This window comes from Bradyrhizobium yuanmingense (assembly GCF_029167105.1).
In the GTDB taxonomy this organism is placed as follows: domain Bacteria; phylum Pseudomonadota; class Alphaproteobacteria; order Rhizobiales; family Xanthobacteraceae; genus Bradyrhizobium; species Bradyrhizobium yuanmingense_A.
On the sequence record NZ_JARFML010000008.1, the window covers coordinates 35,428 to 52,051 of the forward strand.

At 64.1% G+C, this 16,624-nt stretch carries 14 protein-coding genes; 9 read left to right on the plus strand and 5 right to left on the minus strand.

What is annotated here, in order from left to right:
* Window positions 1-39: 39 nt before the first annotated feature.
* From ilvD to P0R31_RS12420, 5 genes are all read left to right on the plus strand, one after another.
* Window positions 40-1,734 carry a dihydroxy-acid dehydratase gene (gene ilvD / locus P0R31_RS12400; protein WP_275514309.1) on the plus strand — a complete coding sequence of 565 codons (1,695 nt, stop codon included), beginning with the start codon at window positions 40-42 and terminating at the stop codon, window positions 1,732-1,734.
* Between the two features lie 94 nt (window positions 1,735-1,828).
* Window positions 1,829-2,674 carry an ABC transporter ATP-binding protein gene (locus tag P0R31_RS12405; RefSeq protein WP_275514310.1) on the plus strand — a complete coding sequence of 282 codons (846 nt, stop codon included), beginning with the start codon at window positions 1,829-1,831 and terminating at the stop codon, window positions 2,672-2,674.
* Window positions 2,674-3,456 (plus strand): ABC transporter permease, encoded by a 783-nt coding sequence (locus P0R31_RS12410; RefSeq protein WP_430516828.1) that lies wholly within the window; start codon window positions 2,674-2,676, stop codon window positions 3,454-3,456. Before P0R31_RS12405 ends, P0R31_RS12410 begins: the two co-directional genes overlap by 1 nt.
* Window positions 3,453-4,220: an ABC transporter permease gene (locus P0R31_RS12415; protein WP_275514312.1), complete on the plus strand. Its 768-nt coding sequence runs from the start codon at window positions 3,453-3,455 to the stop codon at window positions 4,218-4,220. Before P0R31_RS12410 ends, P0R31_RS12415 begins: the two co-directional genes overlap by 4 nt.
* Window positions 4,221-4,252: 32 nt before the next feature.
* Window positions 4,253-5,299: a peptidase M29 gene (locus P0R31_RS12420; protein WP_275514313.1), complete on the plus strand. Its 1,047-nt coding sequence runs from the start codon at window positions 4,253-4,255 to the stop codon at window positions 5,297-5,299.
* Here the strand turns inward: P0R31_RS12420 and P0R31_RS12425 are convergent.
* Genes P0R31_RS12425 through P0R31_RS12445 form a run of 5 tightly spaced genes read right to left on the minus strand, consistent with a single transcriptional unit; the run spans window position 5,296 to window position 11,014 of the window.
* Entirely contained in the window at window positions 5,296-6,288 is a 993-nt protein-coding gene (locus P0R31_RS12425; RefSeq protein ID WP_275514314.1) for a 3-hydroxybutyryl-CoA dehydrogenase, read from the minus strand. The genes P0R31_RS12420 and P0R31_RS12425 overlap by 4 nt on opposite strands.
* 3 nt (window positions 6,289-6,291) lie before the next feature.
* Window positions 6,292-7,380 (minus strand): NAD/NADP-dependent octopine/nopaline dehydrogenase family protein, encoded by a 1,089-nt coding sequence (locus P0R31_RS12430; RefSeq protein WP_275514315.1) that lies wholly within the window; start codon window positions 7,378-7,380, stop codon window positions 6,292-6,294.
* Window positions 7,377-8,912: a class I adenylate-forming enzyme family protein gene (locus tag P0R31_RS12435; RefSeq protein ID WP_275514316.1), complete on the minus strand. Its 1,536-nt coding sequence runs from the start codon at window positions 8,910-8,912 to the stop codon at window positions 7,377-7,379. The genes P0R31_RS12430 and P0R31_RS12435 overlap by 4 nt, the downstream gene beginning before the upstream one ends.
* 2 nt (window positions 8,913-8,914) lie before the next feature.
* Entirely contained in the window at window positions 8,915-10,204 is a 1,290-nt protein-coding gene (locus tag P0R31_RS12440; RefSeq protein WP_275514317.1) for an acyl-CoA dehydrogenase family protein, read from the minus strand.
* Window positions 10,205-10,216: 12 nt separating this feature from the next.
* On the minus strand, window positions 10,217-11,014 hold the full coding sequence (locus P0R31_RS12445; RefSeq protein ID WP_275514318.1) for an alpha/beta fold hydrolase: 798 nt from the start codon (window positions 11,012-11,014) through the stop codon (window positions 10,217-10,219).
* Between the two features lie 211 nt (window positions 11,015-11,225).
* On the opposite strand from P0R31_RS12445, the gene P0R31_RS12450 reads away from it, so the two are divergent.
* From P0R31_RS12450 to P0R31_RS12465, 4 genes are all read left to right on the plus strand, one after another.
* Window positions 11,226-11,987 carry an SDR family NAD(P)-dependent oxidoreductase gene (locus P0R31_RS12450; RefSeq protein WP_275514319.1) on the plus strand — a complete coding sequence of 254 codons (762 nt, stop codon included), beginning with the start codon at window positions 11,226-11,228 and terminating at the stop codon, window positions 11,985-11,987.
* 43 nt (window positions 11,988-12,030) lie between these two features.
* Window positions 12,031-12,867 (plus strand): enoyl-CoA hydratase family protein, encoded by an 837-nt coding sequence (locus tag P0R31_RS12455; protein ID WP_275514320.1) that lies wholly within the window; start codon window positions 12,031-12,033, stop codon window positions 12,865-12,867.
* A 102-nt stretch (window positions 12,868-12,969) separates the two neighbouring features.
* A complete protein-coding gene (locus tag P0R31_RS12460) occupies window positions 12,970-15,321 on the plus strand; it encodes a bifunctional salicylyl-CoA 5-hydroxylase/oxidoreductase (protein WP_275514321.1) in 2,352 nt (783 codons plus the stop codon).
* 51 nt (window positions 15,322-15,372) lie between these two features.
* Window positions 15,373-16,623 carry a flavin-dependent oxidoreductase gene (locus tag P0R31_RS12465; RefSeq protein WP_275514322.1) on the plus strand — a complete coding sequence of 417 codons (1,251 nt, stop codon included), beginning with the start codon at window positions 15,373-15,375 and terminating at the stop codon, window positions 16,621-16,623.
* The last annotated feature ends 1 nt before the right edge of the window (window position 16,624 follow it).

Below are 16,624 nucleotides of genomic sequence, written 5' to 3' on the forward strand. Positions count from 1 at the left end.
TCCGGATCATCCGGGACGCTGCACGAAGAAGATGCATATATGAAGAAGTTACGATCCCGAGTCACCACAGACGGCCTCGACCGAGCGCCGCATCGTGCATTCATGCGCGCCATGGGGCTCGACGACGCTGCGATCGCCAAGCCGATGGTGGGCATCGTCAGCATGAAGGGTGAGCAGACGCCCTGCAACATGACCCACGACTTCCAGGTAGCCGCAGCCAAGACCGGGATCGAGGAGGCCGGCGGTACACCGCGTGAGTTCTCGACTGTTTCGGTGTCCGATGGCATCAGCATGAATCACGAGGGGATGAAGTTCTCCCTGTTCTCGCGTGAGCTGATCGCCGACTCGATCGAAGCCGTGGTCCATGGGTTGGCTTACGATGCGCTGATCGGATACGGCGGGTGCGACAAGACCCTTCCTGGCGTGATGATGGGGATGGTCCGCTGCAACGTGCCCTCCATCTTCATCTATGGCGGCAGCTCGCTGCCCGGGCGCGTGGAGGGACGTACGCTGACGGTGCTCGATTCCTATGAGGCTGTCGGCAGCTTCATGACTGGCGAGATCGACGGCGCCACGCTCGAGCGGATCGAGCGCGCCTGCCTGCCGACGATCGGCGCGTGCGCCGGCCAGTTCACCGCGAACACCATGGGCATGGTATCGGAGGCGATGGGGCTGACCATTCCCAACGTCTCGATGGTGCCCGGTGTCTATTCCGAGCGTGCGCAGATTTCGCGACGTGCCGGCCGACTGATCATGGAGATGCTGGACCGCGGCGGGCCGCTGCCGCGCGACATCGTGACGCGGAAATCCCTGGAGAACGGAGCGGCGATCGTGGCAGCGACGGGCGGCTCGACCAACGCCGCGCTGCACCTGCCGGCGATCGCGAATGAGGCCGGAATTGCATTCAGCATCGATGACGTGGGGGAGGTCTTTGCCAGGACGCCGTTGATCGGCAATCTGCGCCCCGGAGGCAAGTATACGGCGAAGGACGTCTACGATATCGGCGGCGCTGCGGTCATCATTCGCGAGCTGATCCAGAGCGGTCATATCGATGGCGACTGCTTGTCGATTACCGGCCGCACACTTGCCGAAGAGTACGGTGTGGCCAACGCGCCCGACGGAGAGGTGGTGTACGCCGCTCGTGCGCCGATCATGCCTGACGGTGGCGTCGCGGTGCTGAAGGGTAATCTCTGTCCCGATGGGGCGGTGATCAAGGTCGCGGGCTTGAAGAGCCAGTTCTTCGAAGGCGTGGCGCGCGTCTTCGAGGATGAAGAAGCCTGCGTCGCAGCTGTTCGTGACCGCAGCTACAAAACGGGTGAGGTTCTCGTGATCCGCAATGAGGGGCCGGTCGGCGGACCCGGCATGCGGGAGATGCTCGGCGTCACCGCACTGATCTACGGGCAGGGCATGGGTGAAAAAGTGGCGCTGATCACCGATGGCCGGTTCTCCGGCGCGACCCGCGGGATGTGCATCGGCTACGTGTCCCCCGAGGCATTTGTTGGCGGTCCGCTGGCGCTCGTCCGGAATGGTGACAGAATCCGGATTGATGCCGCAAATCGGCGGATGGACGTCCTGCTCGAGGAACAGGAGCTCGCCGCGCGGCGGCGCGATTGGAAGCCGCGCCAGCCACGCCACCGTGCAGGTGCGCTGGCAAAATATGCGCGGCTGGTTGGGCAGGCGCCAGGCGGAGCCGTGACGCATGAAGGCCCGGCAGAATGGCCGTGGTTCGAATGACGCACCGCACGGCTGCGCAAATGACAGCCTGTCTGGCAGGCTTCTTGCTAAGCTCATGCCGCTGAATCCTCGTGCGAGTGGGACGGAAGGCGGGATGACGGTAGTATCTGCGAGATCGAGTGAATGGGTGAGACCGGTGACGCAACAAGACCCGGCTTCCGCAATCATCGAGATCGATCGCGTCTCGCAGGTCTTTCAGACCTCGGCACGCAAGGATCATGTTGCGCTTTCGGACATTTCGCTGACGATCGAGGAGGGAGCTTTCGTCTCCATCCTTGGCCCGTCCGGGTGCGGCAAGTCGACCTTGCTCTACATCGTTGGCGGCTTCGTCAGTCCGACCAGCGGCGCGGCGAGAATGAAGGGGCAGGCGATCACGGGGCCCGGTCCGGATCGCGGACCGGTGTTCCAGGAGTTTGCGCTGTTTCCCTGGAAAACCGTGCTCGGCAACGTGATGTATGGGCCGCGTCAGCAAGGGGTTCGCGCCGCCGAGGCCGAAGCGCAGAGCCGGGCGCTGATCGAGATGGTCGGCCTCAAGGGCTACGAGAACTTCTATCCCAAGGAGCTGTCGGGCGGCATGAAGCAGCGCGTGGCGCTGGCGCGGACGCTTGCCTACCATCCCGAAGTGCTGCTGATGGACGAGCCGTTCGGGGCGCTTGACGCGCACACGAGGACGCGCCTGCAGAACGATCTTCTGAACATCTGGGAGCGTGACCGCAAGACGGTGCTGTTCGTCACCCATTCGGTCGACGAAGCCGTCTTCCTCTCGGACAAAGTCGTCATGATGTCGAAATCGCCCGGGCGAATCCGGCAGGTCATCGACATCGACCTGCCGCGGCCGCGCCGCCGCAACGAGCTTTTGCTCGATCCGCGTTACCAGAAGTACGTCGTCGATATCGAGCGCATGTTCGACGAGAGCGACCAAGCCGGAGCGCCCGCGTGATGTCAGCGGCCGGCATGACCAAGCGCGCTGCCCCGGTGCTCGCCTGCATCGGATTGCTGGTGGTGTGGCAGGTCGCGTCACTGGCGCTGAAGAATGACAGCTTTCCGACCGCGATCGGAGCGATGAGAGCGATTCCGGACATCCTTGGCGACAAGGAGTCCCTGATCAATATTCTGGCCTCGCTCCGGCGCATGGCGATGGGATTTGGCGCGGCCGTGCTCGTGTCGATTCCGCTTGGCCTCTTGATGGGACGTAGCGCCGCAGTTGCGGCCTTCTTCAATCCGCTCCTGATGGTGATCTATCCCGTGCCGAAGGCGGCCTTGATGCCGATCATCATGCTGTGGCTCGGCGTCGGTGACATCACGAAGACGCTCGTGATCTTCCTCGGCGTCAGCCTGCCCGTGATTTATCACAGCTTCGAAGGCGCCAAGGCGGTCGAAGAGAAGATGCTGTGGTCGGGCGCTGCGATGGGGCTCTCGCCGGTGCAGCGTCTGGTGCGGATCGTGCTACCGGCGGCGCTGCCTGAAATTCTGACGGGGTGCCGTACGGGGTTGGTGCTGGCACTGATCACAATGATCACCAGCGAGATGATTGCCCGTCAGTCCGGTGCCGGAAACATCCTGTTCAACGCGCTCGACATGGGCCAATACGAAACCGTCTTTGCGATGATCATCATCGTGGGAGCGATGGGAATCTGCCTCGACGCGATTTTTGAAAGGGTCCGCGCCAGACTGGTGCGCTGGTCCGAACCTCAGTTTGACATGCCGCTGAGCTTCTCATGATGTCGCGGTTTTTCTCTCCAAATCTCGTTCTTGGGATCGCCCCGATCCTACTGGTGATCGCGCTGTGGCAAGGCTTGGTGTCTTTCGGCTTCGCGCCGGCAGTTCTGCTGCCGCCGCCGGGCTTCGTCTTCGGTAGGCTGCTCCAGCAACTCGTAACCTCGACGTTCCAGCACGAGATCGCGGCGACCCTGATCAGGCTGTTTGCCGGCTTCGCGATTGCTGTCGTGCTCGGTGTCAGCATCGGAATCGCCGCCGCCGCTAGTCCAGCGATCAACGCCGTGGTTCGGCCTATCGTGCGCGTATTGGCGCCTTTGCCCAAGGTCGCGCTCTATCCGGCCTTGCTGCTGCTGCTCGGATTTGGCCACGGATCGAAGATCACATTAGTAGCTGCCGATGCTCTTTTCCCGATCCTGTTGTCGACCTATTACGGTGCCTCGACCGTCGAGCAGAAGCTGATCTGGTCGGCTATGGCTGCGGGATCGTCACGCTACGAAATCCTCTTCAAGGTAGTGCTGCCGGCAGCGATGCCGTCGATTCTGACCGGGTGCCGGATTGGCCTTGTCATTTCCTGTATCGTGGTGTTCCTGGCCGAAATGATCACGTCGACGGACGGATTGGGGCACGCGCTGGTGACGGCGGCTCGTACCTTCCAGGCCGTGGACATGTTCGTGCCGCTGATCACGATCTCGCTGCTGGGCTTGGTCCTGAACGGGCTCCTGGGAGTCGTGCGCTCGTACTTGCTCCGGGGCTTCCCCGAAGCGTAGCTAACAAGAAACCTGAAGACCGGGAGAGGACCATGCTGGCTGATCGTATCGAGGCAAAATGGATCGACGCGTTTTGCGAGATCTTCGAGCGATGCGCGGTCAAGGCCGGCGATACCGCCGCGATTCTCTCGGAGACACAGTCGCGTGCGTTGAACGTGCATCTTGCGGAACTGGCCCTGCTGCGGATGGGCGCGCGGCCGTTTCATGTGGTGATGCCGACGCCGCGTAACCGGCATATCGTTCCGGTTCGCTCCACCGGAGCGAGCGAGGCGATCCAAAAGCTTGGCCCGGTGATCACCGCGCTTCAGCAGGCGGGCTTCGTGGTGGATTGCACCATCGAAGGACTGATGCATGCGGTGGAGACGCCGGAGATCCTCAAAGCCGGCGCGCGGATCCTGGTGATCTCCAACGAGCATCCCGAGGCGCTGGAGCGGATGGTGCCGGATTCCGCGCTCGAGAAACGCGTTCGTGCCGCGGCCAAGATGCTGCGCGGAACGAAGCGCATGCGTGTGACCTCGAAGGCCGGCACGGCACTCGAGGTCGATATGGTCGGCGCGTCGACAGTCGGTGTGTGGGGTTGGACCGACAAGCCTGGCACGCTGGCGCATTGGCCGGGGGGTATCGTCGTCAGTTTCCCCAAGAGCGGGACGATCAACGGCACGCTGGTGATGGCGCCGGGCGACATCAACCTGACCTTCAAGCGCTACCTGACCTCGCCGGTGAAGATGACTCTGAAGGACGACTATGTCGTCGAGCTGGAAGGCGAAGGCACGGATGCCGCGATGATGCGCGCCTATCTCGCCGCTTGGGGCGATCGCGAAGCCTATGCCGTGTCGCATGTCGGCTTCGGCATGAATCCGGGTGCGCGCTACGAGGCGCTCTCTATGTATGACCAGCGCGACACCAACGGCACCGAGATTCGGGCCGTCTCCGGCAATTTCCTGTTCTCGACCGGCGCGAATGAATTCGCAGGGCGCTACACGGCAGGACATTTCGACCTGCCGATGATGGGAACGACGATCGAGCTCGACGGCGTTGCGGTGGTCCGGGAAGGTGTGCTTCAGGACGTCTTTGGCTAGCTGCGGTCGAGCACCGGGGGACGGGCTAGTTCGAAGTGCCGGAGCAGGTCGACCATGGCCTGGAGGCGCTTCGCGCGGTAGGCATCGACGTCGAGGCCGGAATAGTCGAGGAAGCCTGCGCCCGTGCGCAGGCCGATCCGGCCCTCATGCATGTTGCGTGAAATGACCTCCGGCGCCCGATAGCGCTCGCTGCCGAGCGCGCCTTCCAGATACCTGCTTGCGTAGTAGAGGATGTCGCCGCCGCCCCAATCGATGAATTCGAGCAGCCCGAGCACGGCGTAGCGGAAGCCGAAGCCGTAGCGGATCGCCTTGTCGATCTCTTCTGCGCTGGCGACGCCTTCCTCCACCATGCGCGCCGCCTCGTTCATTGCCAGGGCCTGGATACGTGGAACGATGAAACCCGGTGTGGCGGCACAGACCACCGGTACCTTGCCGATGCCTTCGAGCAGCGTCTTGACCTCGGCGACAATGGCAGGATCGGTTGACTTGCCGGGCGAGACTTCGACGAGCGGGATCAGATAGGCTGGATTGAGCCAATGCACGTTGAGAAAGCGACGCGGGTTCACGATCGCTCCGGAGAGATCATCGACGAGGATCGTTGATGTGGTCGACGCGATGATGGCGTCCGGGCCGACTTGCTTTGACGCCGCCCCCAGCACCTCGCGCTTGAGCTCGACGACTTCAGGAATCCCTTCGAAGACCATTCCGGCTTCGGCCAACGCGACGCCGCTCTCGTTCGCCGGTACCACCGAGACCCGCGCGATCAGCGGATCAACATCTGCCTCGGTCAGCATCCCCAGCTTCGACAGGCTGGCAAAGGTCTTCCTGACTTCGCCGAGTGCGTCCGCCTCGAGCTTGGCAAAGTCCTCCGCGGACCGCGGCTTGATATCAATCATCGTGACGCCGTGCCCTGCATAAGCGAAGGCAACGGCGATGCCGCGGCCCATGCGGCCAGCGCCGAGACAGGCGATTTTGACACGATTGGTCATCGATCAGAATCCATTGCGGAGCAGCGTCTGCAATTCAGTCTTGCTGAGATCGCCGAGTCCCAGCGTCTGGAGCGTTCGGCCGCCGCGAGCAAAATCTTCTCCGCAGATCGCGCCCCCGATTGACAGGAACCCTTTGGCCAGCGGTGTGTCCACGCCAGCCAGGTCCGCGACGGACACCAGCAGCGACAGCCCGAGCCGCAGATCCTCGCGCATGTAGCGGTGCTCTGTCAGCACGATCCGCTCTCGCCAGTCACCGGAATCGGTCAGCCGGTCGTGCGAGCCGCGGCCATACATCCAGATCTCGCCTTCCCTCGCGTAATGGTGAGCGAGCGGGAAATGTGGTGCGCCGTAGCCGAGTGCCTCGCGCACCGCGATGCGTTCTGCGTCGAGCGCGTCAGTGACCCGGCGGATCGCGGCCTGCGTGCCTTCCTTGTGAATGTCCCAGCGCTCGAAATGCTCGATCGGCCCTGTGTTCATCACGATCAACGGCGGGTGAATGATCGGGCCTGCGTTCATCAGTGCGCCCGACAGCGCGTCTCCGCACGCCTCGATCGCGTCTGGGAAAGCACGTCCGATCACTGCGAGCGCGTGGGGCGCCTGGTCAAGCGGGAACACGCCGACCGGGAGCCGCTTGGCGCGAATGGTGATCGCGACCTCGAAGGGGCCGTGCTTGCGGGTCAGCCACGGAAGCGTGCCCGTTTCGGCAAAGCTGGCTTTGGCATGGTTGCCGGCATCTCGCGCTGCCTGGGCGAAGATCATCGAGCCGAACGTCGCCGGCGGCAGAAAGACGACCTGACCGTCGCGCAGATGCGGCGCGAGCAGGCGAGCGATATCTGATTGCGCGAAGGCCGGAGCCGGGCACAGGATCAACTCCGTGCCATCGACGGCGTCCGCCATGTCGGTCGTGACCAGCGGCAGCTTCACGTCATGACGGCCGTTGTGATCCTTGACCAGGATGCGCGAGCCGGCGGCGCGATGCGCCGCGACCTGATCGGCATCGCGGCGCCACAGCCGCACCTCGTGTCCCGACAGTGCAAAATCGCCCGCGGCCGCGAAAGAGCCGTTTCCCCCACCCAGAACTGCGATCTTCAAGATGCTTCTCCTAGCGCCCGTGACTGCGCATCAAGCTGCTTCAGCAGGAAATGCTGGACCTTGCCCAGCGCCGTCCGCGGCAGGTCGTTGACGAAGACGATCTCGCGCGGAATCTTGTAGCGCGCGAGTTGCGCCTGAAGATGCGCTCTCAATTCGTCCGCCTCGAGCCGGCAGCCGGATCTCGCAATGACATAGGCGATCGGTACCTCGTCCCAGCGCGGGTCCGGCCGGCCGATCACGGCGCATTCGCTGACGTCGGGGTGCTCGAGCAGGACGCGCTCGACCTCGGCCGGGTAGACGTTTTCTCCGCCTGAAATGATCATGTTCTTCTTTCGGTCGCGGACCCAGAAATAGCCGTCGGAATCGCACAAGCCGATATCGCCGGTGCGATACCAGCCGTCGTGCAGCGCCTCGCGCGTCGCGGCCTCGTTGCCCCAATATTCGACGAACACGTTGGGACCGCGCACCGCGATTTCGCCCGGCGTGCCCGCGGGCAGTTCTTCGCCGGCCTGGTCGACCACCTTTGCCTCGCAGCACAGGCCGGCAAGGCCGGTCGATCCCGCGCGCGAAAGATCGCCGCCAAGCCGCGTGTAGACGGCGATCGGGCAGGTTTCGGTCGAGCCATAGACCTGAAGCACCGGGACATCGCGCGCGACGAAGCGCTCGATCAGGTGTGGCGGTACGATGGTCGAGCCGGTGGCGATGGCCCTGAGTGAGGAAAGATCAGCGGTCGCCCAGGCAGCATGCTCGCTCACCGCCTGAAGGATCGCAGGAACCATCACCGTGAGTGTCGGCCGTTCCCCTTCGATAGCCGCAAGCGCGGCGTCCGGCGTGAAGCGCGCATGGACCGTGACGGTCGCGCCCAGCTGCAACGCCGGCGTAGTCTGGATGTTGAGGCCACCGACGTGAAAGAACGGCAGCACGGTCAGCACGTGGTCGTCGGACGTCATGTTGTGCATATGCTGGCTCATGACGCCGTTCCAGAGCAGCGCCTCCTGGCGCAGCACCGCGCCCTTTGGTCGCCCCGTCGTGCCGGACGTGTAGACGATGAGCAGCGGGCAGGAGAGATCGGTGTGCGGATTTCGGCTCGTGCCGTCACCGCGGGCCAGCAAATCTTCGAACGACGTGCCGCGAGGCGGCGTGAAGTCGAGGCCGACGACGGATGCCCCCACCGCGGTCTTCCCCAGCTCGGCAAGCATTCCGGAAAACGCCTGCTCCAGCACTAGGACCTTGGCACCGGCATCACTGAGAATGAACAGCTGCTCGGCGACGGCCAGTCGCCAGTTCAGAGGCACCAGCATCGCGCCGAGCCGTGCGCAGGCGTAAAGCAGAACCAAATAGTCAGGTCGGTTCAGACTTAGAATCGCGACGCGGTCGCCGGGGCCGACGCCGAGCGCCTGCTTCAAGGCCGTGGCCGTTTGCTCGATGCGTGCGGCGAATGCCGCATAACTCAGCCGCGTCCCTTCGAAGGCAATGGCCGTCTTGTCTGGCGCGAACGCCGCGTTGCGGTCGATCAGGCTACAGAGGTCCACGGTCAGTCGTCCGTTTCACCGGCCTCGTACAGCGCTTCGCGCCCGATCCGGTCGAGGCAGAGCTCGGCGGTCCAGGGCAGCATCAGCGAGCCGCAGCGGCTGTCCCGATAGATCCGCTCCAGCGGCAGCGAGCGAAGCATGGCCTGACCGCCGCAGGTACGGATCGCGAGCGCGGCGAGCTCATTGGCGCCCTCCATCACCGAATATTGCGCGGCGTAGGCGCGCAGCACCTGCTCCTTGCTCGGATTGGCGCGCGCCTCGGTCACGGCCTGGAACCAGATTGCCTTGATCTGCTCCAGCTTGATTTGCATCTGCGCCACCGCGATCTGCTTGGTCGGGTACATCCGCCGCTTGACCGACGGCATGCCCGGGACCTCGCCGCGCAAGTAACGCACGGTGAAGTCGTAGGCGGCTTGCGCCAGGCCCATATAGGTCGGCGACAGCGTCAGGAACATGTGCGGCCAGCGCTGAGCTGCCTGGAAATACACGCCGCGCGGCATCAGCGCCGAATCTTCCGGAACGAACACGTCCTTGAACAGCAGCGTTCGCGAAACCGTGCCGCGCATGCCCAGCGGATCCCAGTCGCCGACGACCGAGACTCCTTCTGATTTGGCTGATATCGCCAGGTAAAGCGTGTTGCGGCGCGACGCCTTCTCGCCTTGCTCGATCTCGGTGCAAAGCACGCCGTAATAGTCGGCGTGGCCCGAGAGCGATGCAAAGATCTTCTTGCCGTTGACGACCCAGCCGCCTTCGACCGGCTTTGCTTCCGTGCCGAATGCGACCCCGCCCGCAGCCGCCGCGCCGCCCTCGGAGAAGGGCTGCGAGTAGATCGCTCCGTCTTCGAGGATGCGCTTGTAATGGACCGCGCGCCGCCGCTCGTGCTGGGCGCGCGTCTCCGCATCCATATCCAGATCGTCGGCGAGAGGACCCGACCACAGCGTCGAGCAGACATGCATGTTCCAGGTCAGCGCGGTCGCGCCGCAATAGCGGCCGATCTCGGCTGCCGCGAGTGCATAGGTCTGGTAGTTCGCGCCGAGGCCGCCGTGCCTCTTGGGCACGGCGATGCCGAGCAGGCCGACGCGATGAAGGTCACGATAATTCTCAGTCGGGAATGTGGCCTCGCGATCATAGGCCGCGGCGCGCGCGGCGAATACGCTCTGGCCGATTTCGCGGGCGCGCGCAACGATGCCCACCTGCTCGTCGCTCAAGCGGAATGCGACAGGATCGAATATCGGCGCATCCAGCACGACCTTGTTGGTCGTGCCAATCGCCTTGCTGACTTGCATGGTCATCGCGCAGTTACCTTAGGCTTTGGTCGCGAGAGAGTTCAGAAACCGGGCGAGAGCTTCGTCGAAGGCCCCGGGGCGTTCGAGATTGGCGAGATGGCCCACGCCAGGCAGCTCGACATATTCGGCCCCTGGGATATAGGTCGCCGTCTTTGCCATCATCGGCGCAGGCGCATTGTTGTCCTTGGAGCCCGACAGCAGCAGCGTGGGGACGGAGATACTTCCAAGCGTGCTGCGCTGATCGAAGCCGATGAGAGCCAGCATCATGGCGCGATAGCTGGCCTCGGGTACGCTCCCCATGCATTCGCGGGCAACCTCCATCCCATTCGGATCGGGATCGTCGCCGACGAGCTCCTTCACTAGCGAAGGCGCCAGCGACTTCATCGTCTCCCCGCGATCGAGCGGTCCCAACCGCGCTGCGATGAACGATTTCTGCCAATCGCCGTCCGCCTTTCCGAACGCAGGGCTGGTCTGCGCCAGCACGACTGCGCGGGCCAGCTTGGGGGACTGAACCAGCCACTTCTGAACGATCATGCCACCGATGGAATGGCCGACCAGAACAGGCCTGCTGACGCCGAGTTGCGCGATGAATTGCTGCAGCGCCTCCGCCAGGGCAGCGATACTGACGCTCGCAAGCGGCGCCGATCCTCCATAACCGGGCATATCCCAGGCGATCGCGCGGAAGCGGTCGCCGAATGTCGCAAGCTGCCGCCGCCAGGCCCGCGCCGCGCCGCCGATGCCGTGCAGGAAGATCAGCGGTATCGCGTCCGGTTCGCCCGCGGCTTCGTAGGCGAAGCGTCCGTCCTTTGTTGTCATTGGCACAGGCTGCGACACGCGACGTCCTTCTGCTGGGCCCCTCGATGCTAACAGGCCTTTCGAGGATGGAAAGCGATAATTTTATACTTAAAGCAATTTTCGGGCCGCCACTCATGCCGCATCATTCGCCGCCCAAGCGCCGCTTTCATTGCAATAACTTGAAGGTTAAAATATATCGAACACTGGTCACGAGATCCGAGGGAGCCAGCGCATGTCCGGATTGCCGCATTCGCCGCACGCGCTGGTCACCGGTGGTGGGCGCGGCATCGGCCGAGCGATCGCGTCCGCTCTCGTCGGCGCCGGTGCGACCGTGACCGTGCTTGGCCGGAGCGCGGCGGTTCTCGACGAGGCGGTCAATGCAGGCGCCGCGCACTTTGCGGCTGTCGCTGACGTTTCGAATGAAGCGTCGCTGAAGGCCGCGATCGCCGCGGCAAGTGCGCGCAAGCCGATCGACATTCTGGTTGCCAACGCGGGCAGCGCTGAATCGGCGCCGTTCGCGAAATCGGACAGCGCGCTCTTCAGCCGGATGATGGATGTCAATTTCATGGGCGTCGTGCATGCCGTCCAGGCCGTGCTGCCGGGCATGAAGGATCGTCCCTACGGCCGCATCGTCGCGATAGCGTCCACCGCAGGCCTCAAGGGCTACGCCTATGTCAGCGCGTATGCAGCGGCCAAGCACGCCGTCATCGGCCTGGTACGTTCGCTCGCCCTCGAGATGGCCGGAAGCAACGTCACCGTGAATGCGGTGTGTCCCGGCTTCACCGACACCGATCTGGTCGCCGGCAGTATCGACAATATCATGAAGAAGACAGGCCGAACCCGCGAGCAGGCAATCGCCGAGCTCGCGAAGCACAATCCGCAAGGGCGCCTGGTGACGCCTCAGGAGGTCGCAGACGCGGTTCTCTGGCTGTGCGGGGAAGGCGCGAGCGCGATCACCGGGCAGGCGATCGCGGTGGCCGGTGGCGAAGTCTAGCCTGCCGGGCACAGGCACGGAACAAGAAAGCCAAGGAGATCCCATGAGCAGACCAGCCAATCCCGTCACCTTGCCGCTTGCGGATTACTCGCCGCAGCACTTCCTGCTGGCCGTGGTCGACGGCGTTGCGACGGTCACGCTCAACCGCCCCGAACGAAAGAATCCGCTGACGTTCGAGAGCTATCGGGAACTGACCGACTTCTTCCGCGCCTGCGCCTTCGACGACGCGGTCAAGTCCATTGTCGTCACGGGTGCCGGCGGCAATTTCTCGTCCGGCGGCGACGTGTTCGAGATCATCGGCCCGCTGGTGAAGATGGACACCAAGGGTCTGACGGCCTTCACGCGCATGACCGGCGACCTCGTCAAGGCGATGCGAGCCTGTCCGCAGCCGATCGTGGCCGCGGTCGAAGGTATCTGCGCCGGGGCGGGAGCGATCATCGCCATGGCATCGGACATGCGCCTTGCGGCGAGCGGAGCCAAGGTGGCGTTCCTGTTCAACAAGGTGGGGTTGGCCGGCTGCGACATGGGCGCTTGCGCCATCCTGCCGCGGATCATCGGGCAGTCCCGCGCCTCCGAGCTACTCTACACCGGCCGGTTCATGACCGCGGAAGAAGGCGAGCGTTGGGGATTCTTCAGCCGCATCGTCACGCCGAAGCAGGTGCTGCCCCAGGCGCAGGTTCTGGCCAAGCAGGTCGCGGAAGGCCCGACCTTCGCCAACACCATGACCAAGCGGATGCTGGCTATGGAATGGGCGATGTCCGTCGAGGAGGCGATCGAGGCAGAGGCCGTGGCTCAAGCCTTGTGCATGACAACGGCGGATTTCGAGCGCGCCTTCGAGGCTTTCGCCAATAAGGTCAAACCGGTCTTCAGGGGCGACTGAGCCGGTCGCAATTATCTGCAGCCAATCCAGCGAGGGGGACTTGCGGGAGATTATTTTAGGCTTAAAATAGTTTCGTGGCCCGGGTGAAGTGGCGAGGCTCCCATGAAAGTCGCGATCATCGGTGGCGGACCTGCGGGTCTCTATGCTGCGATCCTGCTCAAGAAGCAGCGTCCGGGCGCGGACATCACGGTCTACGAGCGCAACCGGGCCGACGACACCTTCGGCTTCGGCGTAGTGTTCTCGGATGCGACGCTCGACAATTTCGAGAAGCACGATCTTCCGAGCTATCGCCGCATCACCCAGGAGTTCGCCTACTGGGACGACATCGCCGTGCACTTCCGCGGCACCGTGCACCGCGTCGGCGGCAACGGCTTCTGCGGCTGCTCGCGGCAGAAGCTGCTTCTGATCCTTCAGGAGCGTGCGCGCGAGCTGGGTGTCACCTTGCATTTCGAGGTCGATATCGACGACGAATCCCGCTTCGCCGACGCCGATCTCGTCCTACTCGCCGACGGCATCAATAGCCGGTTCCGGGAGAAATACGTCGATCATTTCCAGCCGGAGGTCGACCTCCGCGCCAACAAGTTCGCCTGGATGGGTTCGACCAGGCCGCTCGATGCCTTCACCTTCATCTTCCAGGAGACGGAGTGGGGGCCGTTCATCGCCCACGCCTATCAGTACGAGGCCGGGCACTCGACCTGGATCTTCGAGACCGATCCTGAAACGTTCGAGCGCGCGGGGCTGACGTGTCTGGACGAGGCTCAGTCCGCCGCGCGGATGGCCGACATCTTCGGCTGGTTCCTGGGTGGGCACAGGCTGCTGACGAACCGCTCGATGTGGCGCAACTTCCCGATGATCCGCAGCAAACGCTGGGTCAAGGACAACATGGTGCTGCTCGGCGATGCCAAGGCGAGCGCACATTTCTCCATCGGCTCAGGCACCAAGCTCGCGATGGAAGACGCCATCGCGCTGGCCGAAGCCATGGAGAAGGCGCCCAGCATCAAGGCCGCGCTGGAGATTTATGAGCACGGCCGTCGCGAGGAGGTCGAGAAGACGCAGCATGCCGCCGACGTCTCGCTGGTCTGGTTCGAGCATGTCGACCGCTTCTGGGATTTCGATCCCGTCCAGTTCGCCTTCGGCGTGATGACGCGCTCGAAGGCGATCACCTATGACAATCTGAAGCTCCGCGCGCCGGATTTCGTGGCCGAGGTCGACAAGTCGTTCGCGAGGCAGGTGCGAAGCAGCGGCTTCGATGTCAACACCGACCGGCCGATGGTGCCGCTGTTCCAGCCGTTCCGCTTGCGCGAGATGGAACTTGCCAATCGCACGGTGATGTCGCCGATGTGCATGTATTCGGCCAAAGAGGGCGTGCCGACCGACTTTCACCTCGTGCACTACGGCTCGCGCGCGATCGGCGGCGCCGGGCTGATCTTCACCGAGATGACCTGCGTCAGCCGCGACGCCCGGATCACGCCCGGCTGCGCCGGCCTGTGGAGCGACGAGCAGGAGGCCGCCTGGCGTCGCATCGTGGATTTCGTCCACGGCAACTCGGCCGCGAAGATTTGCCTGCAACTGGGGCACGCCGGCCGCAAGGGTGCGACCAAGCTGATGTGGGACGGCATGGACCGTCCCTTGGAGCAGGGCGGCTGGGAGGTCGTTTCGGCATCACCGCTGCCCTACTTCCCCGACAGCCAGGTGCCGCGCGAGCTCGACCGCGCCGGCATGAATGCGGTGAGGGACGCTTTCGTCGCAGCCGCCGAGCGCGGCGAACGCTGCGGCTTCGACATGCTCGAATTGCACTGCGCCCACGGCTATCTGCTCGCGAGCTTCATCTCCCCTCTGACCAACACCCGCAACGACGAGTACGGCGGCTCGCTCTCCAACCGTCTGCGGTTCCCGCTCGAGATTTTCGAGGCGCTGCGCGCGGTCTGGCCGTCGCACAAGCCGATGTCGGTGCGCATTTCCGCGACCGATTGGGCTGACGGCGGCATCACAGGCGATGATGCCGTCGCCATCGCGCGCGCCTTTGCCGAGGCGGGTGTCGATCTCGTCGACGTCTCGACCGGGCAGACCGTGCGCGATGCGCAGCCGGTCTACGGACGCATGTTCCAGACGCCCTTCTCCGACCAGGTCCGCAATGAGGCGCGCGTCGCCACGATGTGCGTCGGCAACATCACCACCGCAGACCAGGCCAACACCATTCTGGCCGCGGGCCGGGCTGATCTCGTCGCTCTCGGCCGTCCCCATCTCGTCGATCCCTTTTTCACCATGAAGGCAGCCGCCTGGTACGGAGCAAACGACGCCTTCTGTCCCCCGCAATATCTGCCCGGAAAGGACCAGATTTTCCGCAACAGCGTGCGCGATCGGCAGGATCTCGAGGAGCTGAGAATTAAGGCTAAGCCCAAGACCCGGGCCGAGCTCAAGGCGGAGGCGACAAAGCCGCTTGCGGCGGAGTGACCGCCCGTGCGACGTTAACCCATTGCCTGCGGTTCGAGTGGAGTTAGGGCGATGAAGGCGATTATCGTCGGTGGCGGTATCGGTGGTCTCACGACGGCTTTGATGTTCCGCTCGCGCGGCCTGGATTGCGAGATCTTCGAGCAGGCCGACACCATTCGCGAGCTCGGCGTCGGCATCAACACGCTGCCGCACGCGATGCGGGAGTTGGCCGGGCTCGGCCTGTTGCAGAAGCTCGACGAGGTCGCGATCCGCACCGATCAGCTCTACTATCTCAACCGCCATGGCCAGGAGGTCTGGCGCGAAGCTCGCGGCATCGACGCCGGCCATGACGTGCCGCAATTCTCGATCCATCGCGGCCGGCTTCAGGGCGTCATCCATCGTGCAGTCGAGGAGCGGTTGGGCCGCGAGGCGATCCACACCGGCTGCCGGCTCGGCGCCTTCTCGCAGGACGAGGGCGGCGTCACCGCTTACTTCTTCGATCGCGCCGGCGCCCATGTCCACACCGCGCGCGGCGATATCCTGATCGGCGCCGACGGCATTCACTCTCGCGTCCGCGAGACGCTGTTTCCGAACGAAGGGCCGCCGTGCTGGAACGGCCTCATGCTGTGGCGCGGTGCGCGCGACTGGCCGCTGTTTCTCACCGGAAAATCGATGATCGTGGCCGGCGGTCTCAATGCCAAGGTGGTGATCTATCCGATCGCGGAAGGATCGAGCCCGGCGAGCCGCCTGACCAATTGGGCGGTGCTGGTCAAGGTGGGCGAGGGCAACGCGCCGCCGCCGCGGAAGGAAGACTGGTCGCGGCCGGGCCGCCGCGAAGAGCTGATGCCGCACGTGGCGCGCTTCTCGGTGCCCTATATCGACGTGAAGAGCCTGATCTCGGCAACGCCTGAATTCTACGAGTATCCGACCTGCGATCGTGATCCCTTGCCGTATTGGTCATCGGGCAGGGTCACGCTGCTCGGCGATGCCGCGCATCCGATGTATCCTGTGGGGTCGAACGGCGCCTCGCAGGCTATTCTCGACGCGCGCTGTCTTGCTGATGTGCTGATGCGCGCCGAACACCCGCGTCAGGCTTTGCTCGAATACGAGAAGAAGCGTCTGCCGATGACGGCCGAGATCGTTCGCTCCAACCGGCGCGGCGGGCCGGAGGGCGTCATTGACGCCGTCGAGCAGCTCGCGCCCGACGGCTTCGACAATGTCGACAACGTCCTGAGCTATTCGCAGCGCGAAGCGATCGTGCGCGGCTATGCCACCAAGGCAGGCTTCGCCGCGGTGCCGGGACTCGCGGCGGTGCGCGCCTGAG

Coding starts and splice junctions, on each gene's coding strand:
- ilvD (WP_275514309.1), top strand. CDS start 40: ATGAAGAAGTTACGATCCCGAGTCACCACAGACGGCCTCGACCGAGCG.
- P0R31_RS12405 (WP_275514310.1), top strand. CDS start 1,829: ATGACGGTAGTATCTGCGAGATCGAGTGAATGGGTGAGACCGGTGACG.
- P0R31_RS12410 (WP_430516828.1), top strand. CDS start 2,674: ATGTCAGCGGCCGGCATGACCAAGCGCGCTGCCCCGGTGCTCGCCTGC.
- P0R31_RS12415 (WP_275514312.1), top strand. CDS start 3,453: ATGATGTCGCGGTTTTTCTCTCCAAATCTCGTTCTTGGGATCGCCCCG.
- P0R31_RS12420 (WP_275514313.1), top strand. CDS start 4,253: ATGCTGGCTGATCGTATCGAGGCAAAATGGATCGACGCGTTTTGCGAG.
- P0R31_RS12425 (WP_275514314.1), bottom strand. CDS start 6,288: ATGACCAATCGTGTCAAAATCGCCTGTCTCGGCGCTGGCCGCATGGGC.
- P0R31_RS12440 (WP_275514317.1), bottom strand. CDS start 10,204: ATGACCATGCAAGTCAGCAAGGCGATTGGCACGACCAACAAGGTCGTG.
- P0R31_RS12445 (WP_275514318.1), bottom strand. CDS start 11,014: ATGACAACAAAGGACGGACGCTTCGCCTACGAAGCCGCGGGCGAACCG.
- P0R31_RS12450 (WP_275514319.1), top strand. CDS start 11,226: ATGTCCGGATTGCCGCATTCGCCGCACGCGCTGGTCACCGGTGGTGGG.
- P0R31_RS12455 (WP_275514320.1), top strand. CDS start 12,031: ATGAGCAGACCAGCCAATCCCGTCACCTTGCCGCTTGCGGATTACTCG.
- P0R31_RS12460 (WP_275514321.1), top strand. CDS start 12,970: ATGAAAGTCGCGATCATCGGTGGCGGACCTGCGGGTCTCTATGCTGCG.
- P0R31_RS12465 (WP_275514322.1), top strand. CDS start 15,373: ATGAAGGCGATTATCGTCGGTGGCGGTATCGGTGGTCTCACGACGGCT.